General features: G+C 47.8%; 23 protein-coding genes. 4 read left to right on the top strand and 19 right to left on the bottom strand.

The window, feature by feature from the left end:
* Nucleotides 1-54 precede the first annotated feature (54 nt).
* Nucleotides 55-360, top strand: a complete 306-nt coding sequence (locus tag SFSGTM_RS14565; protein ID WP_162085792.1) for a type II toxin-antitoxin system Phd/YefM family antitoxin — start codon at nt 55-57, stop codon at nt 358-360.
* The gene (locus SFSGTM_RS14570; RefSeq protein WP_162085793.1) at nt 351-848 is read left to right on the top strand and encodes a hypothetical protein; all 498 of its coding nucleotides are present in this window, start codon (nt 351-353) and stop codon (nt 846-848) included. The genes SFSGTM_RS14565 and SFSGTM_RS14570 overlap by 10 nt, the downstream gene beginning before the upstream one ends.
* An 87-nt stretch (nt 849-935) precedes the next feature.
* On the opposite strand, the gene SFSGTM_RS14575 is transcribed toward SFSGTM_RS14570, so the two are convergent.
* From SFSGTM_RS14575 to radC, 15 genes are all read right to left on the bottom strand, one after another.
* The gene (locus SFSGTM_RS14575) at nt 936-1388 is read right to left on the bottom strand and encodes a DUF4234 domain-containing protein (protein ID WP_162085794.1); all 453 of its coding nucleotides are present in this window, start codon (nt 1386-1388) and stop codon (nt 936-938) included.
* Between the two features lie 127 nt (nt 1389-1515).
* On the bottom strand, nt 1516-2175 hold the full coding sequence (locus tag SFSGTM_RS14580) for a glycine-rich domain-containing protein (RefSeq protein WP_162085795.1): 660 nt from the start codon (nt 2173-2175) through the stop codon (nt 1516-1518).
* A 63-nt stretch (nt 2176-2238) separates the two neighbouring features.
* Nucleotides 2239-3000: a lysophospholipid acyltransferase family protein gene (locus tag SFSGTM_RS14585; RefSeq protein ID WP_162085796.1), complete on the bottom strand. Its 762-nt coding sequence runs from the start codon at nt 2998-3000 to the stop codon at nt 2239-2241.
* 20 nt (nt 3001-3020) lie between these two features.
* A complete protein-coding gene (locus tag SFSGTM_RS14590; RefSeq protein WP_162085797.1) occupies nt 3021-3776 on the bottom strand; it encodes a GNAT family N-acetyltransferase in 756 nt (251 codons plus the stop codon).
* A gap of 142 nt (nt 3777-3918) precedes the next feature.
* On the bottom strand, nt 3919-5256 hold the full coding sequence (locus SFSGTM_RS14595) for a Fic family protein (protein WP_162085798.1): 1338 nt from the start codon (nt 5254-5256) through the stop codon (nt 3919-3921).
* Nucleotides 5257-5474: 218 nt separating this feature from the next.
* Entirely contained in the window at nt 5475-6098 is a 624-nt protein-coding gene (locus tag SFSGTM_RS14600) for an FMN-binding negative transcriptional regulator (RefSeq protein ID WP_162085799.1), read from the bottom strand.
* 9 nt (nt 6099-6107) lie between these two features.
* Nucleotides 6108-7139 carry a dihydroorotase gene (gene pyrC, locus SFSGTM_RS14605; RefSeq protein WP_434784334.1) on the bottom strand — a complete coding sequence of 344 codons (1032 nt, stop codon included), beginning with the start codon at nt 7137-7139 and terminating at the stop codon, nt 6108-6110.
* Nucleotides 7139-8005 carry a 16S rRNA (cytidine(1402)-2'-O)-methyltransferase gene (rsmI, locus tag SFSGTM_RS14610; protein ID WP_162085800.1) on the bottom strand — a complete coding sequence of 289 codons (867 nt, stop codon included), beginning with the start codon at nt 8003-8005 and terminating at the stop codon, nt 7139-7141. Before rsmI ends, pyrC begins: the two co-directional genes overlap by 1 nt.
* A gap of 44 nt (nt 8006-8049) precedes the next feature.
* Entirely contained in the window at nt 8050-10470 is a 2421-nt protein-coding gene (locus SFSGTM_RS14615; RefSeq protein WP_162085801.1) for an EAL domain-containing protein, read from the bottom strand.
* Nucleotides 10467-10871: a hypothetical protein gene (locus SFSGTM_RS14620; protein ID WP_162085802.1), complete on the bottom strand. Its 405-nt coding sequence runs from the start codon at nt 10869-10871 to the stop codon at nt 10467-10469. Before SFSGTM_RS14620 ends, SFSGTM_RS14615 begins: the two co-directional genes overlap by 4 nt.
* A 128-nt stretch (nt 10872-10999) precedes the next feature.
* Complete coding sequence (locus SFSGTM_RS14625; RefSeq protein ID WP_198420568.1) at nt 11000-11758, bottom strand: glycosyltransferase family 2 protein; 759 nt, start codon at nt 11756-11758, stop codon at nt 11000-11002.
* 24 nt (nt 11759-11782) lie between these two features.
* Nucleotides 11783-12817, bottom strand: a complete 1035-nt coding sequence (locus SFSGTM_RS14630) for a chorismate transformation FkbO/Hyg5 family protein (RefSeq protein ID WP_232525992.1) — start codon at nt 12815-12817, stop codon at nt 11783-11785.
* Nucleotides 12818-12946: 129 nt separating this feature from the next.
* Nucleotides 12947-13114 carry a 50S ribosomal protein L33 gene (gene rpmG, locus SFSGTM_RS14635; RefSeq protein ID WP_087445827.1) on the bottom strand — a complete coding sequence of 56 codons (168 nt, stop codon included), beginning with the start codon at nt 13112-13114 and terminating at the stop codon, nt 12947-12949.
* A gap of 11 nt (nt 13115-13125) precedes the next feature.
* A complete protein-coding gene (gene rpmB, locus SFSGTM_RS14640) occupies nt 13126-13362 on the bottom strand; it encodes a 50S ribosomal protein L28 (protein WP_162085803.1) in 237 nt (78 codons plus the stop codon).
* Between the two features lie 58 nt (nt 13363-13420).
* Nucleotides 13421-14095 (bottom strand): RadC family protein, encoded by a 675-nt coding sequence (gene radC / locus SFSGTM_RS14645; protein WP_162085804.1) that lies wholly within the window; start codon nt 14093-14095, stop codon nt 13421-13423.
* A 51-nt stretch (nt 14096-14146) separates the two neighbouring features.
* Here radC and coaBC point away from each other — a divergent pair, with 51 nt between their 5' ends.
* Both coaBC and dut read left to right on the top strand, forming a co-directional pair.
* The gene (gene coaBC, locus SFSGTM_RS14650) at nt 14147-15337 is read left to right on the top strand and encodes a bifunctional phosphopantothenoylcysteine decarboxylase/phosphopantothenate--cysteine ligase CoaBC (RefSeq protein ID WP_162085805.1); all 1191 of its coding nucleotides are present in this window, start codon (nt 14147-14149) and stop codon (nt 15335-15337) included.
* On the top strand, nt 15334-15783 hold the full coding sequence (gene dut, locus SFSGTM_RS14655; RefSeq protein WP_162085806.1) for a dUTP diphosphatase: 450 nt from the start codon (nt 15334-15336) through the stop codon (nt 15781-15783). The genes coaBC and dut overlap by 4 nt, the downstream gene beginning before the upstream one ends.
* 7 nt (nt 15784-15790) lie before the next feature.
* Here dut and SFSGTM_RS14660 read toward each other — a convergent pair whose 3' ends face one another.
* Genes SFSGTM_RS14660 through SFSGTM_RS14675 form a run of 4 tightly spaced genes read right to left on the bottom strand, consistent with a single transcriptional unit; the run spans nt 15791 to nt 19333 of the window.
* Nucleotides 15791-16171, bottom strand: a complete 381-nt coding sequence (locus tag SFSGTM_RS14660; protein ID WP_162085807.1) for a hypothetical protein — start codon at nt 16169-16171, stop codon at nt 15791-15793.
* A gap of 1 nt (nt 16172) precedes the next feature.
* On the bottom strand, nt 16173-17612 hold the full coding sequence (lnt, locus tag SFSGTM_RS14665) for an apolipoprotein N-acyltransferase (RefSeq protein WP_232525993.1): 1440 nt from the start codon (nt 17610-17612) through the stop codon (nt 16173-16175).
* Between the two features lies 1 nt (nt 17613).
* Entirely contained in the window at nt 17614-18651 is a 1038-nt protein-coding gene (gene nadA, locus SFSGTM_RS14670) for a quinolinate synthase NadA (protein ID WP_174237424.1), read from the bottom strand.
* Nucleotides 18652-18661: 10 nt separating this feature from the next.
* Nucleotides 18662-19333, bottom strand: a complete 672-nt coding sequence (locus tag SFSGTM_RS14675; RefSeq protein WP_162085808.1) for an NUDIX hydrolase — start codon at nt 19331-19333, stop codon at nt 18662-18664.
* Nucleotides 19334-19473 lie beyond the last annotated feature (140 nt).

A 19473-nucleotide genomic window follows, 5' to 3' on the forward strand; every position in this document is an offset into this window, starting at 1 on the left:
ACAAGCACAGGGCATTAAAAGCTAACTTACATGTTATTAATTTTGGAGCATGTCATGCATATTTGGTCAGTTAAAAGTGCAAAAGCACGATTTAGCGAATTTTTAAATACCTGCCTATCAGAAGGCTCACAAATGGTGACCAGAAGCGGCGCAGAAACAGCAGTGCTTGTACCTGTACAGGAATGGCAACGCCTACAGTCAACGACACGCCCCTCATTAAAGCAATTACTGCTGGCTGATCAAGCACGCACGGACACACTCACGCCAACGAGTGACCTAGGATCGGGTACAGAAAAAACACATAGATTGCGCTACATATCTAGACCAGCCCCCGATGCTCTGGAGGGTCTATGGCAATAATTGGTCTTATTACTTCGTTTGCCATGTTTACTGTTTATTTCTGTACTAAATATACCTATGCCCTACGCGCAGTAGCGTATCAATCAAACATATCATTTAAAGATGTATGGAATTTTTCTTTTGATGGACATCCTATGCGTAGAAGCATTGTCCCAATGAAGTATATTGCAATATTTTTTGCATGTACGAGTTTATTTGGATGGGGTCACGATCTCAGTTCAAAAGATATAAGAAGTTTATGGATCATGGTATTGATGTTAATAGCGTATCTGGGTACATGGGCTCGCATTGCGATTTATGAGGCCACACATTGGAAACAAGGTGTTGAAAAATCGCTGACTAAGAGTGAAATGTTTAAAAGAAGCATTAAGGATATTGGTTGGTTTCCGCAAGGTAAAGACTGGTTATCGAGAATAGTTAATGCATCAAATGTAGTTCTACTGATTGTTGTTATATTGCGAGTTATTTCACTTTACTTTTACGGTTAGAGGTCGCTGGATCTAGAAAAAATGCATTACTGCGCTACACGAAGTCGCAGGGTCGGTCTAGCAAAGAGGCATAAATGCACTACACCTCTAGCCCCGTCCCTGATGTGCTTTACAAATAAAATTGATCTGATAGTTAAAATATATCGGTGTAAACAACAAAGTCAAAAAACCACTAAACCACTCTTCATCTTCTGTTGAGATTTCAAAAAGAGCATTTAGCCTGTTCCTGGCTTTAAAACCCCAAACGATAAACAATAACTCTAAGACACTATCCGCTATATCGCTTATTAGTTCTATCAGTTGCCCATCATTTACGACCAAGGACGCAATAAACATCGTGAGTGAACTATATGCGATTATTAATATAACCTTTATAAACCCTGTCGATATTCTGTCTTTTTCATCAACCATCTCGTTTATAGTTACAGTCTGACTTTTAATATAGTGCGCAAAGTAAACACCAAATGTCACTATCCCAAGACTCAGTAATCGCCACGTACTTTGGTCTTTGAATTTCTCGAGAAGTTTAATTTCTCTCACATTATCTCCATAAGGATCACTCACGAAATCGCAGAGGCAGGTCTAGAAAATGCGCGAAGTACCCGCCGCACCCTGGATAAAACCTAGTTCAACCTTCAAGCCTTATATTCCAGAAAAAGGTCTTATTTCAATCCCCACCACCACAGCCACCTCCGCAACCTGAATCGCCGCTACAACCTCCACCACATCCTCCGCCACCCCCAGAACTACAACCAATATCTCCAGCACAATAACCGCCCCCACCAGAGCTACCATTATCGAGTCGATTCTTACAGTTTAACGAATACTTGTATCCATTCTCAATATTTAACAGACCATCTATTGCAAACAACAAAGGTAATCTTTCTGGCGATTTTGGATTTATCTGTTCTCGAATACACGACAACCTCCAGGCACGTTTTATGCCGATTTCTGCATGAGTAGGCGTAACCATCGCCTCTGTGGGCGTATGATGCAAATATCGACCCAATGCTTTATTACAGAAATCTTGATACGCTTTGGTGAAAATAATGAACTCATGCCATGCCATATCAACAGCTTGAGATGGCATGGCAACCATTCTCCGATTAGCGCTATTACAAATACGGAAGTATGAACGCAAACCCTCAAATATAAGCGCTATCTGCTCTTCATTTAAGTGAGGATATTTAGCCACCAACTTATTCTTAATGGAAGAGTGAAAAACAAAATTATCAATGAATTTGAGTTGACGGGCTCTCCTCAGACCAAAAAGCCAAAATGTAGCAGCCGTTATAATCACTAATAACACTACAATTGAAAAATCCATTTACGAATACCTTTCTTCAAATTCGCGAAATGACACGTAACAAAAGATTCTTGTAATGTACTGTTAAATTTCGTCTATATGCGGCGCAGACAGGTTTAATACAGCAGCGATCGCCGCTTCGCTAGCCACCGCCAGATCACGTCTATGCATCTGACTATTCGGTACCACAGGTACACAATAGGTAGCGACGACGGGTATCTGTGGTACTGCCATGATGCGCCAGATTGATGACAAAAAGCCCATATTATCTATCCACACCGCTGCGTCATGCTCATAGCGTAACGCCACGGGCTGGCAGATGACATTGGCATCAAGTGCGACCTGAAATAGTGGTGGCTTGAACGGGAGTAATTGCTTGCCGTTGGTGGTGGTGGATTCGGGGAACATGCCAACCGCGCGCCCTGACTGCAATGCGGCGGTGAAATTCTGGGTGACTTTATGAACGTCACGCGCACGTTCGCGCTGGATGAAGATGGTGCCTGCTTGCGCCGCCAGCCAGCCAAAAACCGGCCAGCTGCGAATTTCCGCTTTGGCGACAAAATGGACGGGGGAACCCGCTATCAGGACGAAAGGATCCGCCCAGGATACGTGATTGGCAACTACCAAGGCGGCAGCGCAGGGGGGTTGCCCAACTATACGCAAACGGATGCCGACGATGTAGATGAGCGCTTGCGACCAGCGCTGCATAACGCGCTCACGTGCAGATACAGACAGCACCGGGAATGCAATCCCCAGCGTGATTAACCCCACGATGATCAACATCAGCAAGGCACATGCCCGCACGGGGCGCAACAAATAGGCAGTTAAAAATCCGGATAAATTCATCCGCCAATTTTACTTGAATCTCAGCCCTTGTTCATGAAATGCTTGGCGTAGAGCGCATTCATTTGCTTGATCGACAGCAGCATCATGAAATCGGCACAATTGAAATCTGCATCCCAGGCAGGTTCACCACAGATATAGGCACCGACGCGCAAATAGCCTTTGATCAACGGTGGCGTGGTGACTTTCAGATCGCTTTGCAGGCGTTCCAGTGGCAATGGGGTACGTGGGAATACACGCCATTCCACCGGGCTCAATACTTCTGCAGCTAGCTTATGATACAGGCTGGCAGCAGTGTGTCCGCCATCACTCATGCCGACGCTGGCACAACCGATGAGGTAGTCATAATCATGCTGGCGCAAATAATCTGCCAGTCCTGACCACAGCAAGGTTATCACCGCGCCACCGCGATAATCTGGATGTACGCATGAACGCCCTATCTCCACCATACCCGCACGTAAATGCACCAGGCGGGTAAAGTCGAACTCCTGCTCGGAATAATAGCCACCGATACGCGCTGCACGGTCTGGTGGCAAAATGCGGTAAGTGCCGATGACTTTACCTGTATCCGTATCGCGGACGATGAGGTGATCGCACACGCTGTCGAACTCGTCTTCGTCCAATCCACTGTGCGCAGACATCAGCTGCGCACCCATTTCTTCGGCAAATACTTTATAACGCAACGCCTGCGCTTCACGGATTTCATGCTTGTCACGTGCCAATGACACGACTAACGAGTTGCGTGTGCGGGGTTGGCGGGATATTTGTTGTTCTAACATGGTACGCTCCATCTATGGTCTATGGAGCGTAACAGTAAACATACTACGTGACGTAACGATGAAAAATGCGTTACAAATTGAAGAAAACCCCGCATCACTGACGCGAAATAGTGAAATTAAGAACTACTAAATACAGGGGGTGCTAATTACTAGTGGAATTTAACTGTCCAATCACAGCACGTAAATTCAATGGTGCGAAGTACTGAAACGCTTTGCCATTTTTCTGCTCCTGCAGCAAGCCAAACGTGACCAAATCCATTAAATCCTGCCGTGCCGTTGCGTAAGAAATGCCATGTGACCGCTGATGACTGCTAATTGTATAGGTATCAGCACGCCCTTTAAGCGCTCCGGTGATAAGCGCAATTTGGCGCAAATTTAACTTGTTATTCATACCTGTTAGCAATTGCTGGGTTTGCTGTAATTCATTTTGCTTAATTGCCAGATATTCACGCAACGCATAAATAGCGCTTTGTATGGTTTCTAATTGATGAATGAGAAAATAGGTTACATCACCATCATCTGTTTCAGTATAAAGATAAGCACGTTTATATTGCCCCGTCGCCTTACGCAAAATGCTGGAAATCGACACATATTCCATTAAACGATAACCATGCCGCACCATAGCCCAATAAAATAAAGCGCGTGCGGTACGCCCATTACCATCGGCGAATGGATGATCATATGCAAGCATAAAATGCAGCAATATGGCACGTACCACAGGATGGCAGTATGGCTCATCATCCTCGGACTGATTAGCAAAAACACATAAGCGCTGCATACGTTGGGCTAACTCAGTTGCAAGCGGTGGTTGATGCAATACCGCGCCATCTCGATTATCGACAACATTAATCGTATCATCTTGCCGAAAACGACCTTCATCAGCCGAGTTCTCTAATGTGCCACGCGTGATTATTCGCTGAATTTCACAAATCATCTCTGGTGTTAAGTCGGTTTTTGCCAGTGTTTGTATGTATTGCATGGCGGCAAAATTATTGGCTATCATACGTTCAGAGCCATCCACAGGTTTACGTCCTGTACGCAACAACTCCTCAGCAACGCGGCGGGTGGTGGACGCACCCTCTAATTGACTAGATGTAATTGACTCTTCGATCAATTGTCCAAAAATATAATTATCACGTGCTGCCGTATCAATTTGTGTATCCGCCCCACCTGCATGACGATCTATATAACGCAATGCTTTTAATACCGACTCAGCCAACACATAACTAAAAGGCGAGCCCTGTTTGTCACTTAGCAAAGCTAAGTTTCTGGCTTGACTCACGCGGGCGAATTTAGTTATGAGCCACCATTCATCATGAGTAATACCCGCTGGAGTGGGCCGATGGCGTAACTCATCCCAATGAAAATAACGTTCATTTCTGACTGATTGTATAGGCAACGACACTAACTCACTCACACGCGTAGAGGAAAGTTGCGTAAGTAATTGATGTAATGACGGCGGTGTGACGGGCAAGGACATAACTATTAATTTACAAAAAATTGATAGTTAATGATAGGCGTAGTCAAAAAAAATATCTATCAATTTCTTAAAAACTAATAGATATTTATGTAGCCAGTTATTTTTACAACTTATAACATATTGATATTAATTACAATAATTTACCATTCGTGATTATTATCCGCATTTAATTATTAATTTTATTAAAGTTAATAACCATCCCCATCTATCAATCGTCATTAAATTGATAGATTATTTTGCATTAGCTGAGCTATCTCAAGCTCATAAAAATTACTCGATTGCGCTAACACATCAACAACACCCTGCTGATCGGCTAACGGGCGATTTTGACTGAGCTTAAATTTGCCAACTATTTCAGTAATTTCTATCTCGAAACCCACTATCATGCCCAACAACTTCGTGCGCTGATCATCGGTTAGCGTTAAATTCCACGGCGTGTCGTACTGCAATTCCTGACTATCGGTGAGCTGTTTAAGCAGCGCTTCAAGCGCTGTCTCGTCGTCTATTATTTTAGGCCTGCCACGCACTTGAACCACGGCATAATTCCAGGTGGGCACACCCGAGCCTTTATACCATGAGGGTGAGACATACGCATGCGGGCCTTGAAATGTCACCAGCACTTCATGACTTGTTGAAAAATCTTGCCATTGCGGATTCGCACGTGCCATATGCCCTAGCAAGCGATAGCCTTGGTCCACACTGCCATCCAGCAGCAATGGCAAATGATTAGCCAAAGGCTCACCTGCAGCCGATATGGTAATCAGCATTGCCAGAGGATAGGCTGCAATCAGCTCGGATATTTTGGCTAAATCGGTTACTTTAAAGTGCTCAGGCAAATACATAACGGCACTCTAAACTATCCGCCAACCAAGCTGCTCACCTGCCCGTAAAGGAATCAGTTTATCGGCACCAAACGAAATTTCAGCAGGCGCCAGCCAGCTTTCCTTAGCCAGCGTAACGGTGTCAGTATTGCGCGGCAAACCATAGAAGTCTGCGCCATTAAAGCTGGCAAAAGCTTCCAGTTTATCCAGGGCATTAGCTTTTTCAAAAGCCTCAGCATAGAGCTCGATGGCGGCATGTGCGGTGTACATGCCTGCGCATCCGCAAGCAGATTCTTTGGCATTTTTTGGGTGCGGTGCACTATCCGTGCCGAGGAAAAATTTGACACTGCCGCTGGTTGCTGCCTTCACCAATGCCAATCTGTGCTGCTCGCGCTTCAGTATAGGCAAGCAGTAATAGTGCGGACGTATGCCGCCCTGAAACATGGCGTTGCGGTTATAAAGCAGGTGATGTGCCGTGATGGTCGCGGCAATATTAGCAGGCGCATTCGCCACAAATTCCGCCCCTTGCTGCGTGGTGATATGTTCCAACACGATTTTTAATGCGGGGAAAGCTTGCGTCAGCGGGATGAGATGACGCTCAATAAATACCGCCTCACGGTCAAAAATATCGACACTGGGGTCAGTGACTTCGCCGTGTACCAGCAATGGCATACCGTGCTTTTCCATTTCCGCTATCACAGCATAGCCGTTAGTTAAATCGGTCAGACCCATATCCGAATTCGTCGTTGCACCTGCGGGGTAATATTTCACCGCATGAACTATCCCACTGGCTTTTGCGCGTGCAATTTCGGCTGGCTCGGTATTATTGGTCAGGTACAGCGTCATCAATGGCTCAAACTGCATCCCTGCTGGCACGGCGGCAAGAATGCGATCACGGTAGGCGCGCGCATCTTCAGTGGTTCGTACTGGCGGCTTGAGATTCGGCATAACGATGGCACGTGCAAAACGGCGAGCTGTGTCAGGGAGCACGGCTCGCAGCGTTTCGCCATCACGTAAATGCAGGTGCCAGTCGTCAGGGCGGGTAATGGTGATGGATTGCATCAGTTTTCCTCATCAGTCGGGTCATCGCGCATGGTCAGCGCAAGTTTATAACAGGTATTCTTTTTAATGCCCGTCAGCTTGGCAGCAATATGTGCAGCCTGTTTGAGCGGCAACTCTTCCAGCAACACGGCTAAAGTCTCACGCAAATGCTGCTGTTCAGGATTATCTTCGACTTCTTTTGCGCCTTCAACGATCAGCACAAACTCACCCTTTTGCCGATTTGCATCGGCTGCCAGCCACTCACTCGCTTCTGATAATGGCAGGCTGTGGATGTTTTCAAACAGCTTGGTCAGTTCGCGTGCAAAAGTAATGCGTCTGTCGCCACCCAAAGTCGCGGCCAGATCTTCGACACATTCCACTATACGATGGGGTGCTTCATAGAATATCAGGGTGTACGGTAATGCCTTAAGTTGTACCAACGCATCGCGACGGTGACTGGCTTTGGCAGGCAGAAAACCGTAAAACAACCAATTAGGCGCATAAATCCCAGCCGCTGATAATGCACACACGACTGCGCTCGCTCCCGGCACAGGCACGACGCGTATCCCGGCCTCATGCGCGGCGGCTACCAGCAACGTACCAGGGTCACTAATCGCAGGGGTTCCTGCGTCAGTAATTAAGGCAACGTTTTTGCCAGCTTGTAAATCAGCTATCAGAAAAGGAGTAGCGCGCTGCTCATTGTGTTCATGCAAGGCTACAAATTTGACTGAAATTCCCAGTCGAGATAACAGCTGCCCGCTATGCCGAGTATCCTCAGCCGCTACCAATTCAACCGTTTTAAGCACATCCAGTGCGCGTTGAGTAATATCACCCAGATTACCTATCGGTGTGGCGACGACGTAGAGTGTTCCAGTAGTTGTATGCATGGCACGATTTTACCCCAGAAACCACAACTCCAGAATTCACGTCGCTAATCTTGCGTAGGGATAACTTCCCAGAAGAGGGCTGGTCGACCGGTGTGGTAGCCTTGTGCATAATTAACACCCAGTTTTTTGAGTGCATTGAATGTGGCTTCATCTTCCACCCACTCACCTATGGTTTTGATTTGCATGACATGACCGATTTGATTAATCGCTGTCACCATGGCGCAATCTATAGCATCAACTTCCATATCTTTAACAAAACTGCCGTCAATTTTAATGTAGTCTACGGCCAGATTTTTCAAGTACCCGAATGAACTTAACCCGCTACCAAAATCATCGAGTGAAAAACGACAGCCTCTCGCCTTAAGCTCATGGATAAAATGCGTAGCTTTGCTCAAATTACTTATCGCTACCGTTTCAGTAATTTCGAAACAAATCTCATGTAACGAGATGCCCAGATCTGCGGCATTGCTGCAGATGTACGCGAGCATTTCATCATCCCCCAGCGATTCCCCGGATAAATTAATTGCCACCACGCGCTCGCCGCCCTTCGGCACGATAAAATGCTTCCCAGTGGCAATAGCCTTAAATACATTCAACACCACCCACCGATCTATGCTGCTCATTTTGTTATAGCGTTCTGCCGCAGGAATAAAAGCATTAGGCGGAATTATCTGACCCGCAGCATCCTTGATTCTAACCAGCACTTCCCAGTGCAAATTACCAGCATCGATATTGGATAAGCTGACTATCGGCTGCGCATAGAGTACAAACCGATTCTGTTCCAGCGCCTCAGTAATAGTGGTAGTCCAGCTCATCTCGCCTTGTCTCTGCATAAGCTCAATATCAGCCGGCTGAAACACATGTACACGATTACGCCCACCATCTTTTGCCGTATAACAGGCCAAGTCAGCCGCACTCATAATACTGGCAGCATTAAGATTATCTTGCGTAATGCTGACCAAACCTATACTGGCACCGATTTCAAAAGTTTTATCATGCCAGGCAAACCTGAACTCTTTTACGCTGTGGCGAATTTTATCCGCAACTTCCTGTGCGCGGGCCAAACCGCAATTTCGCAACAACACCCCAAACTCATCCCCACCCAAACGCGCCAATGTGTCACTTTGCCGTATATTGCGCTTCAATTCCCGAGTGAGTTGACGCAACAGCTCATCGCCCGCCATATGTCCACACGTGTCATTCACTATCTTGAACTGATCCAGATCGATATAAAGCAGCGCATGCTGATCCGCCTTTTCCGTTGTGGCCAACATATGCAACAAGTCTTCCTCGAACTTAAGACGGTTATACAGCCCCGTCAGCGGATCATGACTAGCTTGGTAGGTCAGCTGCAAAGCAAGCTTGCGTGCATTATTCACATCCTGACATACCATGACAGCACCGATAAACTCACCCTGATGATTATGCATCGGTGCTGCAGTAATATCGATAGAAAGGAACTGCCCGTTACACTGCAATAATGCTGCATGATTATCCATAGTAATCACACCATCAATTTTTAAACATTCATGGATAGGATTAGGTATCTTTAACTGCGTCACCTCATCCACCAACTTAATGACTGACTCTACTGGCAACCCTTGCGCATCTGCATTAGACCAGCCAGTTAAACGCTCTGCGACTGGATTCAAATACTGCACCTCACCCACGACATTGGTCGTAATCACCGCATCCGCAATCGACTGCAAAGTGACTTCGGCACGCTCTTTTTCGTGCGCTAACGCATCTTCCGATACCAATGTCCGCGCCAATGCTGTGCGCAACTCTGTCTGCTGAAATACGATGGAGTCTAGTGCCTGATTAATAAATTTAGCCAAAAAACCAAATTCGTCACTACGTGACTCATCAAACCTGACCGCAATATCACCCTCCGCAAACTGCTGCGCACGTGACACCATGCTTTTAAAGGGTTGCGACAATAACTTATGCAAAATGCGCTGCAATACCAACCCAAACAACATCGTCACCAGACCAACGGAAATCAGTATCTGTTTACGATAACTATTCTCTATGTTTTTTACACTGGGAAAATATACCGTCAACGTACGCGACGAGTCCGCTATTTGCAACGTTTGACTAACACCGCCTTCAGTTAAGTGTGTAGAACCAGCACGCAGCATACCCTCAGGTTGCGTAAGCGTAATGGAAGTACAATGTATGCTGGGACATAAGGCAGTAAAAACCTGCTGCAGATTTTCCTGATAATTTACCGGCAAAGTGGGGGGCTCTTTAAGTGCCTCGTTAACATCCGTAACAAACGTACGCCCCACAAGCCCAGTGTATTGCAAATTTTGTGCGGTAATTTCACGCTCTTTGCTTGCTAACATCAAAAAAGCAATCAACAAACCAACCAGCACCATTCCCCAAAACACGATGCCCGTGATTTTTAATGGCAAATCACTGGGTATGAGTTTTTGGTCGGAAGAATGCTGTGAAAATTTCATTTAAATCCCAGCCACTTAATGGCCAACAACAGAGGGCAAATACCGCTCACACCAGCACCGAAAATAGCGAACCCCATGAACCATGGAAAAAACCACAACTGTTCATAAAACAACACCGTAGTGATGAACAAAACCAAAGCAACAACGAATCGCCAAACCCTTTCGGCTTCACAATTAAACCGACAAGGCAACTCGATTGGTAATAAATTAGCATTAACCATCGCCGCATACGCTGGACCTGAACCTGCCCGCAACCGACTCACCAATTTGGGTATGCGCCAATTGGTTATGCCTTCGAACAAGCTCAGCACGATCAGGCCATAAATCAAGTAATTAAGATCAAAACTTAGTGAAATCAACAACAATGCACCGAATATCAATCGATATGCGCGATCACTCATGTAACACTCCTCAACACAGGGCAGTAATACCAACTCACGCTGGCAATCGATACCCCTAATTATTATAGGGCTAGTCTACACCAAACCCCGAAACTGTCACACAAAATCACATCGCCGGAGCGTATATGTTACTTACCCGCTACCCGCTTTATCAGCAAAACAGGCAAACGCAAAATGAACTCCAGAAACAACCTGAAATGCATCCAGCTCAACAGTAAGTTATCCCGCAAATATTTAAAATGCGAGACGCCACCGTCTTCCGGTCGAAAATATCGAACAGGCGCAGGCAAGTTAACAGGTTTCACGCCATACCAGCATAATCGCACCACAGCCTCAGGATCAAAATCAAAGTGCCGCATCCAAGGCTGATAACGCATAATGTGGCGGAGTGGTGCAACTGGATAAACCCGGAAACCATATAGCGAATCCCCTATACCCGACCACAGGGTTTCCAGATTTGCCCACGCATTCGACACCCGCCGCCCCTGCACGCGCAACGCAGGCGCATCCGCATCAAACACTGGAACACCCAGCACCATGGCGGCAGGCTGACTCAATGAAGCCGCCATAAAATCAGGTATCAGTTCAGCAGGATGCTGACCATCAGAGTCCATCGTTAACGCATGGGTATAACCCGCTTCAGCAGCCAGAGTCATACCATGCAACACCGCAGCACCTTTACCCTGATTTTTTGCCAAAACGATAGCGCGCAGTCCGTCGTCCTCAGCCGCCATCGCCTGCAGACCTGCGGCTGTGCCATCAGTGCTACCATCCACCACGACCCAGACTGGGTGCCAAAAGCGTCGCGCAGCACGTACCGTCTCATATACTTTTTCACCCGGGTTATAACTCGGTATCAGCACAAAGTGCGTTGTAGATTTCAACATCACGCCCATCTCAAAAAATAACACTCACGCAGACACAGTACATGACAAACCCCGCGCAGCCTCGATCTCAACCAACAGCTCCTGCCGACATACATCGGCCTGCAAATAAATCACCTGGATATCAGTCCCTGCCACAGCATTCAATACTGCTCTGACCTTATCTAAATCGGCAGCATGCTTCACATAAACGGTGTAATGCAAATCACGTAAATCAAATCTCCCACATGCCAGCTGACGATTAGCGACTTCTAATACCGCAGCAATATTTTCCAGCGCTTCCTGTGTTTGCGCTACCACATTTCCGAGATGCAAGCTCTCATGCCCGACTATACTTGCCGTACCAGATATAAACAGACAAGCCCCGCCTGACCACGGCAATAAAGCAGCTCGGGAAAAAGTCGGACTACGCGGACCATACACAGGCGGATAAGCACATGCATTTAATTGTCGTGGATTCTCGATCGCTATGGGCGCAACCTTGCCCGCCAGAAAAGCGATACTCAGCGGACCTGCCGAGGCACCCAGCGCGCAAGCCGCAGGCAAACCGCCAGTTACCGAGCGCCCTTGCGCCAACAAACCAGCCTGCCGACCTACGTTAAACTGCCGATAACGCTCTAAGCCGTGGCTATGCCCATTAATATCGGACATATAATTCCAAAACCGCACAACATGGGGAAAACGTAATGTATCAAGCAATGAAACGATTTGCCGATAAGCAAGCGCCGCTGCCAACTGTAGCGCGCTACTAGACTCATCTCCAGAAAAATCGGCTTCTTCTAATGTAACAACCCCAAACACAAATTCGTCATTACACCGATATTGAATATTCCCCTCTTGTCCTGATGTAACCGGAGCGGCACTCTGCCACACTTCACATATTGCACCTGCAGTCAGTAATGGCGGCAACGTCACCGACAACACCGCCCCATTCACCACTGGCAATTGCTCGCCAAAACACACTACACCTAATACTTGCGCCCACCACTCTGCCGGCTGCTGTTGTAATTCAGCATAAGGAAGATATTCATTCTGCAAATGAGAGGCTACAGGTTTTATCAAAATTATCCTTACACAGGACGTACCTAGTGGTTATATATGTAATAGCGTAACACTATCGAAACTTACCCAATAAAAAACCCGCTCATAGCGGGTTTTTTATTGGCAATACTACTACCGAAACAACTCAATTTACTTCAGTTTGATTTCTTTATAAAGCACATGTTTACGTGCTTTAGGATCAAACTTCATAAATTCCAGTTTTTCAGGCGTAGTACGCTTGTTTTTGCTGGTGGTATAGAAATGACCTGTACCTGCTGTCGATTCTAATTTGATTTTTTCGCGGATTTTGCTAGCCATTGTTCAGCCTCTTAAATTTTCTCGCCAGCGGCGCGTAATTTTTCTAACACAGCTTCGATACCGTTTTTATCGATAGTACGCAAAGCAGCTGTACTAACGCGCAAACGGATGAAGCGGTTTTCGTTCTCTAACCAGAAACGACGTGATTGCAGGTTAGGCAAAAAACGACGTTTAGTTTTGTTGTTCGCGTGGGAAACGTTGTTCCCAGACATTGGCGATTTGCCAGTAACTTGACATACACGAGCCATGTTGACCCCCCACTGAATTCGGAAAAACGAGATTTATACCATGCTTTTATATAAAAAGTCAAAGTAATCCACGTTCTGCGAATGAAATGGCACTCCCTTCGCCCACCACAAAATGGTCTAAAACCCGCACATCAACTAGTGCCAGCGCATTTTTCAATGCCTGCGTTAAATTTTCATCCGCACGACTCGGTTCAGCCACGCCTGATGGATGGTTGTGTGCCAGAATTAAGGCAGCGGCATTGTGTGCCAAAGCACGCTTAACCACTTCACGCGGATAAACACTTGCCTGATTTAACGTACCCTGAAACAACTCCTCGACCGCAAGCACTCGATTCTGACTATCCAAAAACACCGCACAAAAAACCTCATGGGCTTTCCCTGACAATACTAAACGCAAATAATCTCGTACTGCCGCAGGTGAGTTGAGCGCATCGACCTGACGCATTTCTTCTGCTAGCGCGCGTCGTGACATTTCAAGCACAGCTTGCAATTGCGTAAATTTCGCATCACCCAAGCCATGGACTGCACAAATCGCCTGCCGACTCGCTGCAAACAAACCCGTCAATGACTTAAACTCACCTATCAACTCTCGCGCCATATCCACTGCGCTTTTGCCCGGCACGCCTGTACGCAGAAATATAGCCAACAATTCCGCATCGCTCAGCGCTGCAGCACCGCGCAATAATAATTTTTCACGCGGGCGTTCATCCTCAGGCCAATCGGTAATTGCCATACTCTCCCCTCCTTGCGGTAGAATTCATTTTTATGTTTTATAAACGCTATCATGCCGCAATTAGCAAAAAAACACATCCTGTTAGGTGTCACCGGCGGCATCGCTGCTTACAAAGCAGCCGAACTCACACGCCTGCTAGTCAAAGCTGGCGCACATGTACGAATAGTGATGACTCAGGCCGCGATGCAGTTCGTTGGTGCACAGACATTTCAAGCGCTATCGGGCAATCCTGTTATCACCGACATGTGGAACGATGCAGCCAACGGCATGGCGCACATCAATCTCACCCGCGAAGCTGATTTAGCCATCATTGCACCAGCCAGTGCTGATTTCATTGCCAAGCTCGCGCACGGACTGGCGGACGACATGCTCTCCACGTTATGCCTGGCGCGCACCTGCCCGCTGCTGGTTGCGCCCGCTATGAACCAGCAAATGTGGAAAAACCCAGCAACACAACGCAATATCACACAGCTAAACGCCGACGGTATACACCTCCTTGGCCCTGCCAGTGGGGAACAGGCTTGCGGTGAAACGGGGCTGGGACGAATGTTAGAACCCGCAGATTTATTTCAGGCGATAGTCGCGCAATTTGCGCCACGCTGTTTAGCAGGCAAGCAAATACTGATTACCGCAGGGCCAACAATAGAAAAAATCGATCCCGTACGTGCCATCACCAACTTGAGTTCAGGCAAAATGGGTTATGCGATGGCACAAGCAGCGCTGGATGCAGGCGCGACAGTCACATTAATCAGCGGCCCATCCTGCCTGACTCCGCCGCAAAACGCGACAATCATCAAGGTGGAAAGCGCATCGGACATGCTTGCCGCAGTTAATCAGCACGTAGCCGCATCCGACATTTTCATTAGCGTGGCAGCCGTTGCCGATTATCGTCCTGAGCTGGCGCACGAACAGAAAATCAAAAAAACCGCCGACATGCTCACGCTCAACCTGACCCCAAATGTCGATATTCTGGCGCAAGTTGCGCAACGCCCACAGCCACCATTCTGCGTAGGCTTTGCCGCAGAAACCGAAAACCTCATCGCCAACGGCACTACCAAACGCCAGCGTAAAAACATTCCACTACTGGTGGTCAATCGCGCTCAGGATGCATTGGGTAGCGACAGCAACGAAGTCACCCTGCTCGACGACCACGGCGCGCATCCACTGGCACGTGCCGACAAATCCAGTATTGCCCGACAAATTATTCAACACCTAGCCAATTTATATCAGGAGGCAAAATGAACCGCACCATAGACGTTAAAATCCTCGATCCACGTTTACACGAGCAGTTGCCAGGATACGCAACACCAGGCGCTGCAGGCATAGACCTGCGTGCCTGCATAGACGCCCCCATGGAGCTTCACCCAGGGCAAACCTTACTCATACCCACCGGCATGGCTATCCACATCGGTACGCCAGATTTAGCCGCTGTCATTTTGCCGCGCTCAGGTTTGGGACATAAACATGGTGTAGTGCTAGGCAATCTGGTCGGATTAATTGACTCAGACTATCAGGGCCAGCTGTTCGTCTCCATGTGGAACCGTGGTGACGCCATGTTCACCATCAACCCGCTGGAACGCATTGCGCAAATGGTAATGGTGCCTGTAGTACAAGTGCAATTTAATATAGTTGAAGACTTCGATGCAAGTGAACGTGGCGCAGGCGGATTTGGAAGTACGGGACGATAATCTATTTTTAGCCAGAGAGTACACGGGCTAAATATTTGGTTTTGGCATCACCCGTAAAAGCCACAATCTTCGCCCCGATACGGTAATGGTCATTAGACAATATGCAGCTTTTAATTTCCGTTTTCAACTGAATTACCGTTGCAGGAATATGTGTATCAACTGAAGGCAACTCCAGCATGATCGTTACCGTTTTAGAGACAGTCAATGGCTGTTCAAAGTCGAGGGTAAAGGCAGTTGCAGACACTTCAGAGGTACGGCCAAAAAGATGCTTATGTTCAGACGTATCGTCCATTAAAACTGCTACCCGCCAATGGACATGCAACACATGCTCATGATGTTTACCATCATGAGCATTATTCCCTGAGTTCGCAGCACCCGATTCGATCATGTTATTTCCTAAAAACTGTGCTTATGACCAACTTCCACAACACACCCAGCAACATTACACTCGCCAGTAACAACATGGGGTAATTTCCCCACCGCGCAAAAGGCGTCAACCCTTGATAACCTTGCGCCTGGGTAGTGAGTATAGCTCGGGTAAATATAGGCAACTGCTTTAACACCCGACCATCGACGTCAATAATTGCTGTCGCACCCGTATTCGTAGCGCGTAACATTTGCCGCCCGCTTTCCAGCGCTCGCATTTGCGATATTTGCAGATGCTGCCAAGGCGCAATACTGTCGCCAAACCAGGCATCATTAGTGACGTTCACCAACAATGTTGCCTGTGGCAGCGGCCGGATGATTTCTTCACCGAACACATCTTCGTAACAGACATTCGCTGCCACCTGCTGTCCAGCAATTTGAAATGGTTTCTGATGCAGCTCGCCACGCGAAAAATCCGACAGCGGAATATGCAAAACTTGGGTAATTGGCCCGAATACAGACTTCAGCGGAATATACTCGCCAAACGGCACTAAATGCGATTTGCGATATACCTGTAGCGCTGCCGTACCAACATTCATGACGCTGTTGTAATAATTACCATTAGCCAAGCGTTCCGGTACACCAAACAGCACATCACCGCCATTGCTGCGCGCATGCTCGGCCAAGCCCTCTAAATATCCTGCAGGTATATCATCAAAAAATAATGGGATAGCAGTTTCGGGCAAAACAATTAAGCGTGACTGGCTGCTCTCCACCAAATCACGATAATCACGCAGCGTCGTCCAGACTTGCTCTGGTCGCCATTTGATAGACTGACTGATGTTACCTTGAATCAGACTGACGCTAATGGGTGCACCAACAGGTACAGTCCAGCGCACATCATGCATCATCCACGCGCCACCCCACAACACAACAATCAGCCAACTGTATCGTGAACGCCATACTAATGCTGCTGCTGTCCAGGCCAACAATAAGGAAATGCCGAATACCCCGATAACAGGCGCATAGGCGGCCAATGGACTAGCTGGCACTTGCGAATACCCCACTGCCAGCCAGGGAAATCCAGTAAATATCCAGCCACGTACCCACTCAGCCAGCATCCACGCTGCAGGTACGCTCCATATCGCCATAGCGGCGCTGCGCCTGTACACATAACCCACAGCAGCGGGGAACAATGCCAGAAAGGCTGCGAACAACAACACCGCCAGCGCTGCCAAACTCACGGACATCTCGCCATAAGTATGCAAGCTGGTATATATCCAGGATACACCTGCGCTAAAAAAGCCCAGCCCGAACCACCAACCCAGCAACACACTACGTTCAGGCGCATGGCGCCATAAGCGGAACAAACCTGACAACGTCAACAACGGCAGCCACCACCAACTGAATGGGGCAAAACCAAAAACACTTGTCGCGCCTAACAACAGCGCGACCACGGACAACCTAGTGCTGCGCAGCAAAGTCCAGCATCCGCTGTATCGACAACACCGCTTTTTGCTGTGTCGCGCTATCGACTAAAATCTCATTTACACCGGTTTCCAGCACATGTGCCAGACTACGCAAACCATTCATCGCCATCCACGGGCAATGCGCGCAGCTTTTACAGGTTGCACCCACGCCTGCGGTTGGTGCTTCGATAAACACTTTGCCAGGTGCAGCGGCGTGCATTTTATGGAATATGCCATTGTCCGTTGCCACAATAAATTCACGGTTTGGCATAGTCTGCGCAGCACGGATAATCTGCGTGGTCGAACCGACCACATCTGCCAATGCGATCACATCAGCGGGAGATTCCGGATGTACCAGCACTGCCGCATCCGGATGCGCCAGTTTCATCGCAGCTAGCTCTTTCGCCTTAAACGCCTCATGCACCACACAGGAACCCTGCCATAACAACATATCTGCGCCCGTGGTCCGCTGCACGTAATCACCTAAATACTTATCAGGTGCCCACAATATTTTTTGACCTAAAGCATGCAAATGCGCAACGATTTTGACTGCGGTGCCGGAAGTTACCACCCAGTCCGCCCGCGCCTTAACGGCCGCAGATGTATTGGCGTAAACCACCACGACACGATCAGGATGCTGATCGCAAAAAGCCGAAAACTCATCCGCGGGACATGCCAGATCCAATGAGCAATTCGCATTCAAGTCCGGCATCAGTACGCGCTTTTCAGGGTTAAGAATTTTCGCAGTATCGCCCATGAATTTAACGCCGGCAACCAGTATGGTGCTGGCTGCATGAGCATGCCCAAATCGCGCCATTTCCAGCGAATCTGATACACATCCGCCAGTCGCATCAGCCAAATCCTGCAAATCTGCCGAGGTGTAATAGTGTGCCACCAACACCGCATTTTGCTGCGCCATCATGGTTTTGATGTGTGCAATCAACGTCGCACGCTCATCGGCACCCAGCACTTCTTCCACCATGGGTGGCGCAATAACTTTAGGGGTATGAGGCATCTGAAATAAGGTTTGCATGGCGACCTCGTTATTTAATGTACTGAACCGCGCCAGGATGGGCGAGGCGATAGAGTTTTGCCGGGCGGTGCTTGCCGTTACAGCGCTCTTCACCGGTTTCTGCCAACACACCCAAACTCAAAATATGTTTACGGAAATTACGTTTATCCAATGCTTCACCACGTATGATTTCATACACTTTTTGCAATTCACCCAAGGTAAATGTCGATTCCACCAAACCAAATGCAACAGTGGAATAATCTAGCTTGGCACGCAAACGCTGCTGCGCCAGTTGAATAACGTCGGCATGATCAAATGCCAGCGCAGGCAATGCATCCAACGTAAACCATGCAACCTCTGCTGCATCTGAACCCGCAACCGGAGCAAGCGCCTCATATGGTGCCAGTGCATAGTACGCCACACTGATAATGCGCTCACGCGGATCGCGGCCAGGTTTACCGAATGTATAAAGCTGCTCCAGATATACCCCAGTAATCCCCGTTTCTTCTGCCAGCTCACGCAAAGCACAGTCTTCCAGACATTCATCAGGGTCAACAAATCCGCCAGGCAGCGCCCAGCTACCCTGAAATGGGTCAGCACGCCGACGAATCAGCAGTATCGATAACTGATCATCACGCAGCGTAAACAAAGCAATATCCGTAGTTACTGCAGGGTGTGGATATTCATAACAGTAAGGCGCCATAATTACCTAAGTGTAGTGTGTACACCATAACGATAGTGTTATATTTACACTATGTCAATCAGTTTGTCGGTGCTGTTGCTGCGGTAATGTTAATATAACGATAACCAGTTGATTTGTATTAGCCGCCATGTCCTTAGAAT

Source organism: Sulfuriferula nivalis (genome assembly GCF_009937995.1).
Taxonomy (GTDB): domain Bacteria; phylum Pseudomonadota; class Gammaproteobacteria; order Burkholderiales; family Sulfuriferulaceae; genus Sulfuriferula; species Sulfuriferula nivalis.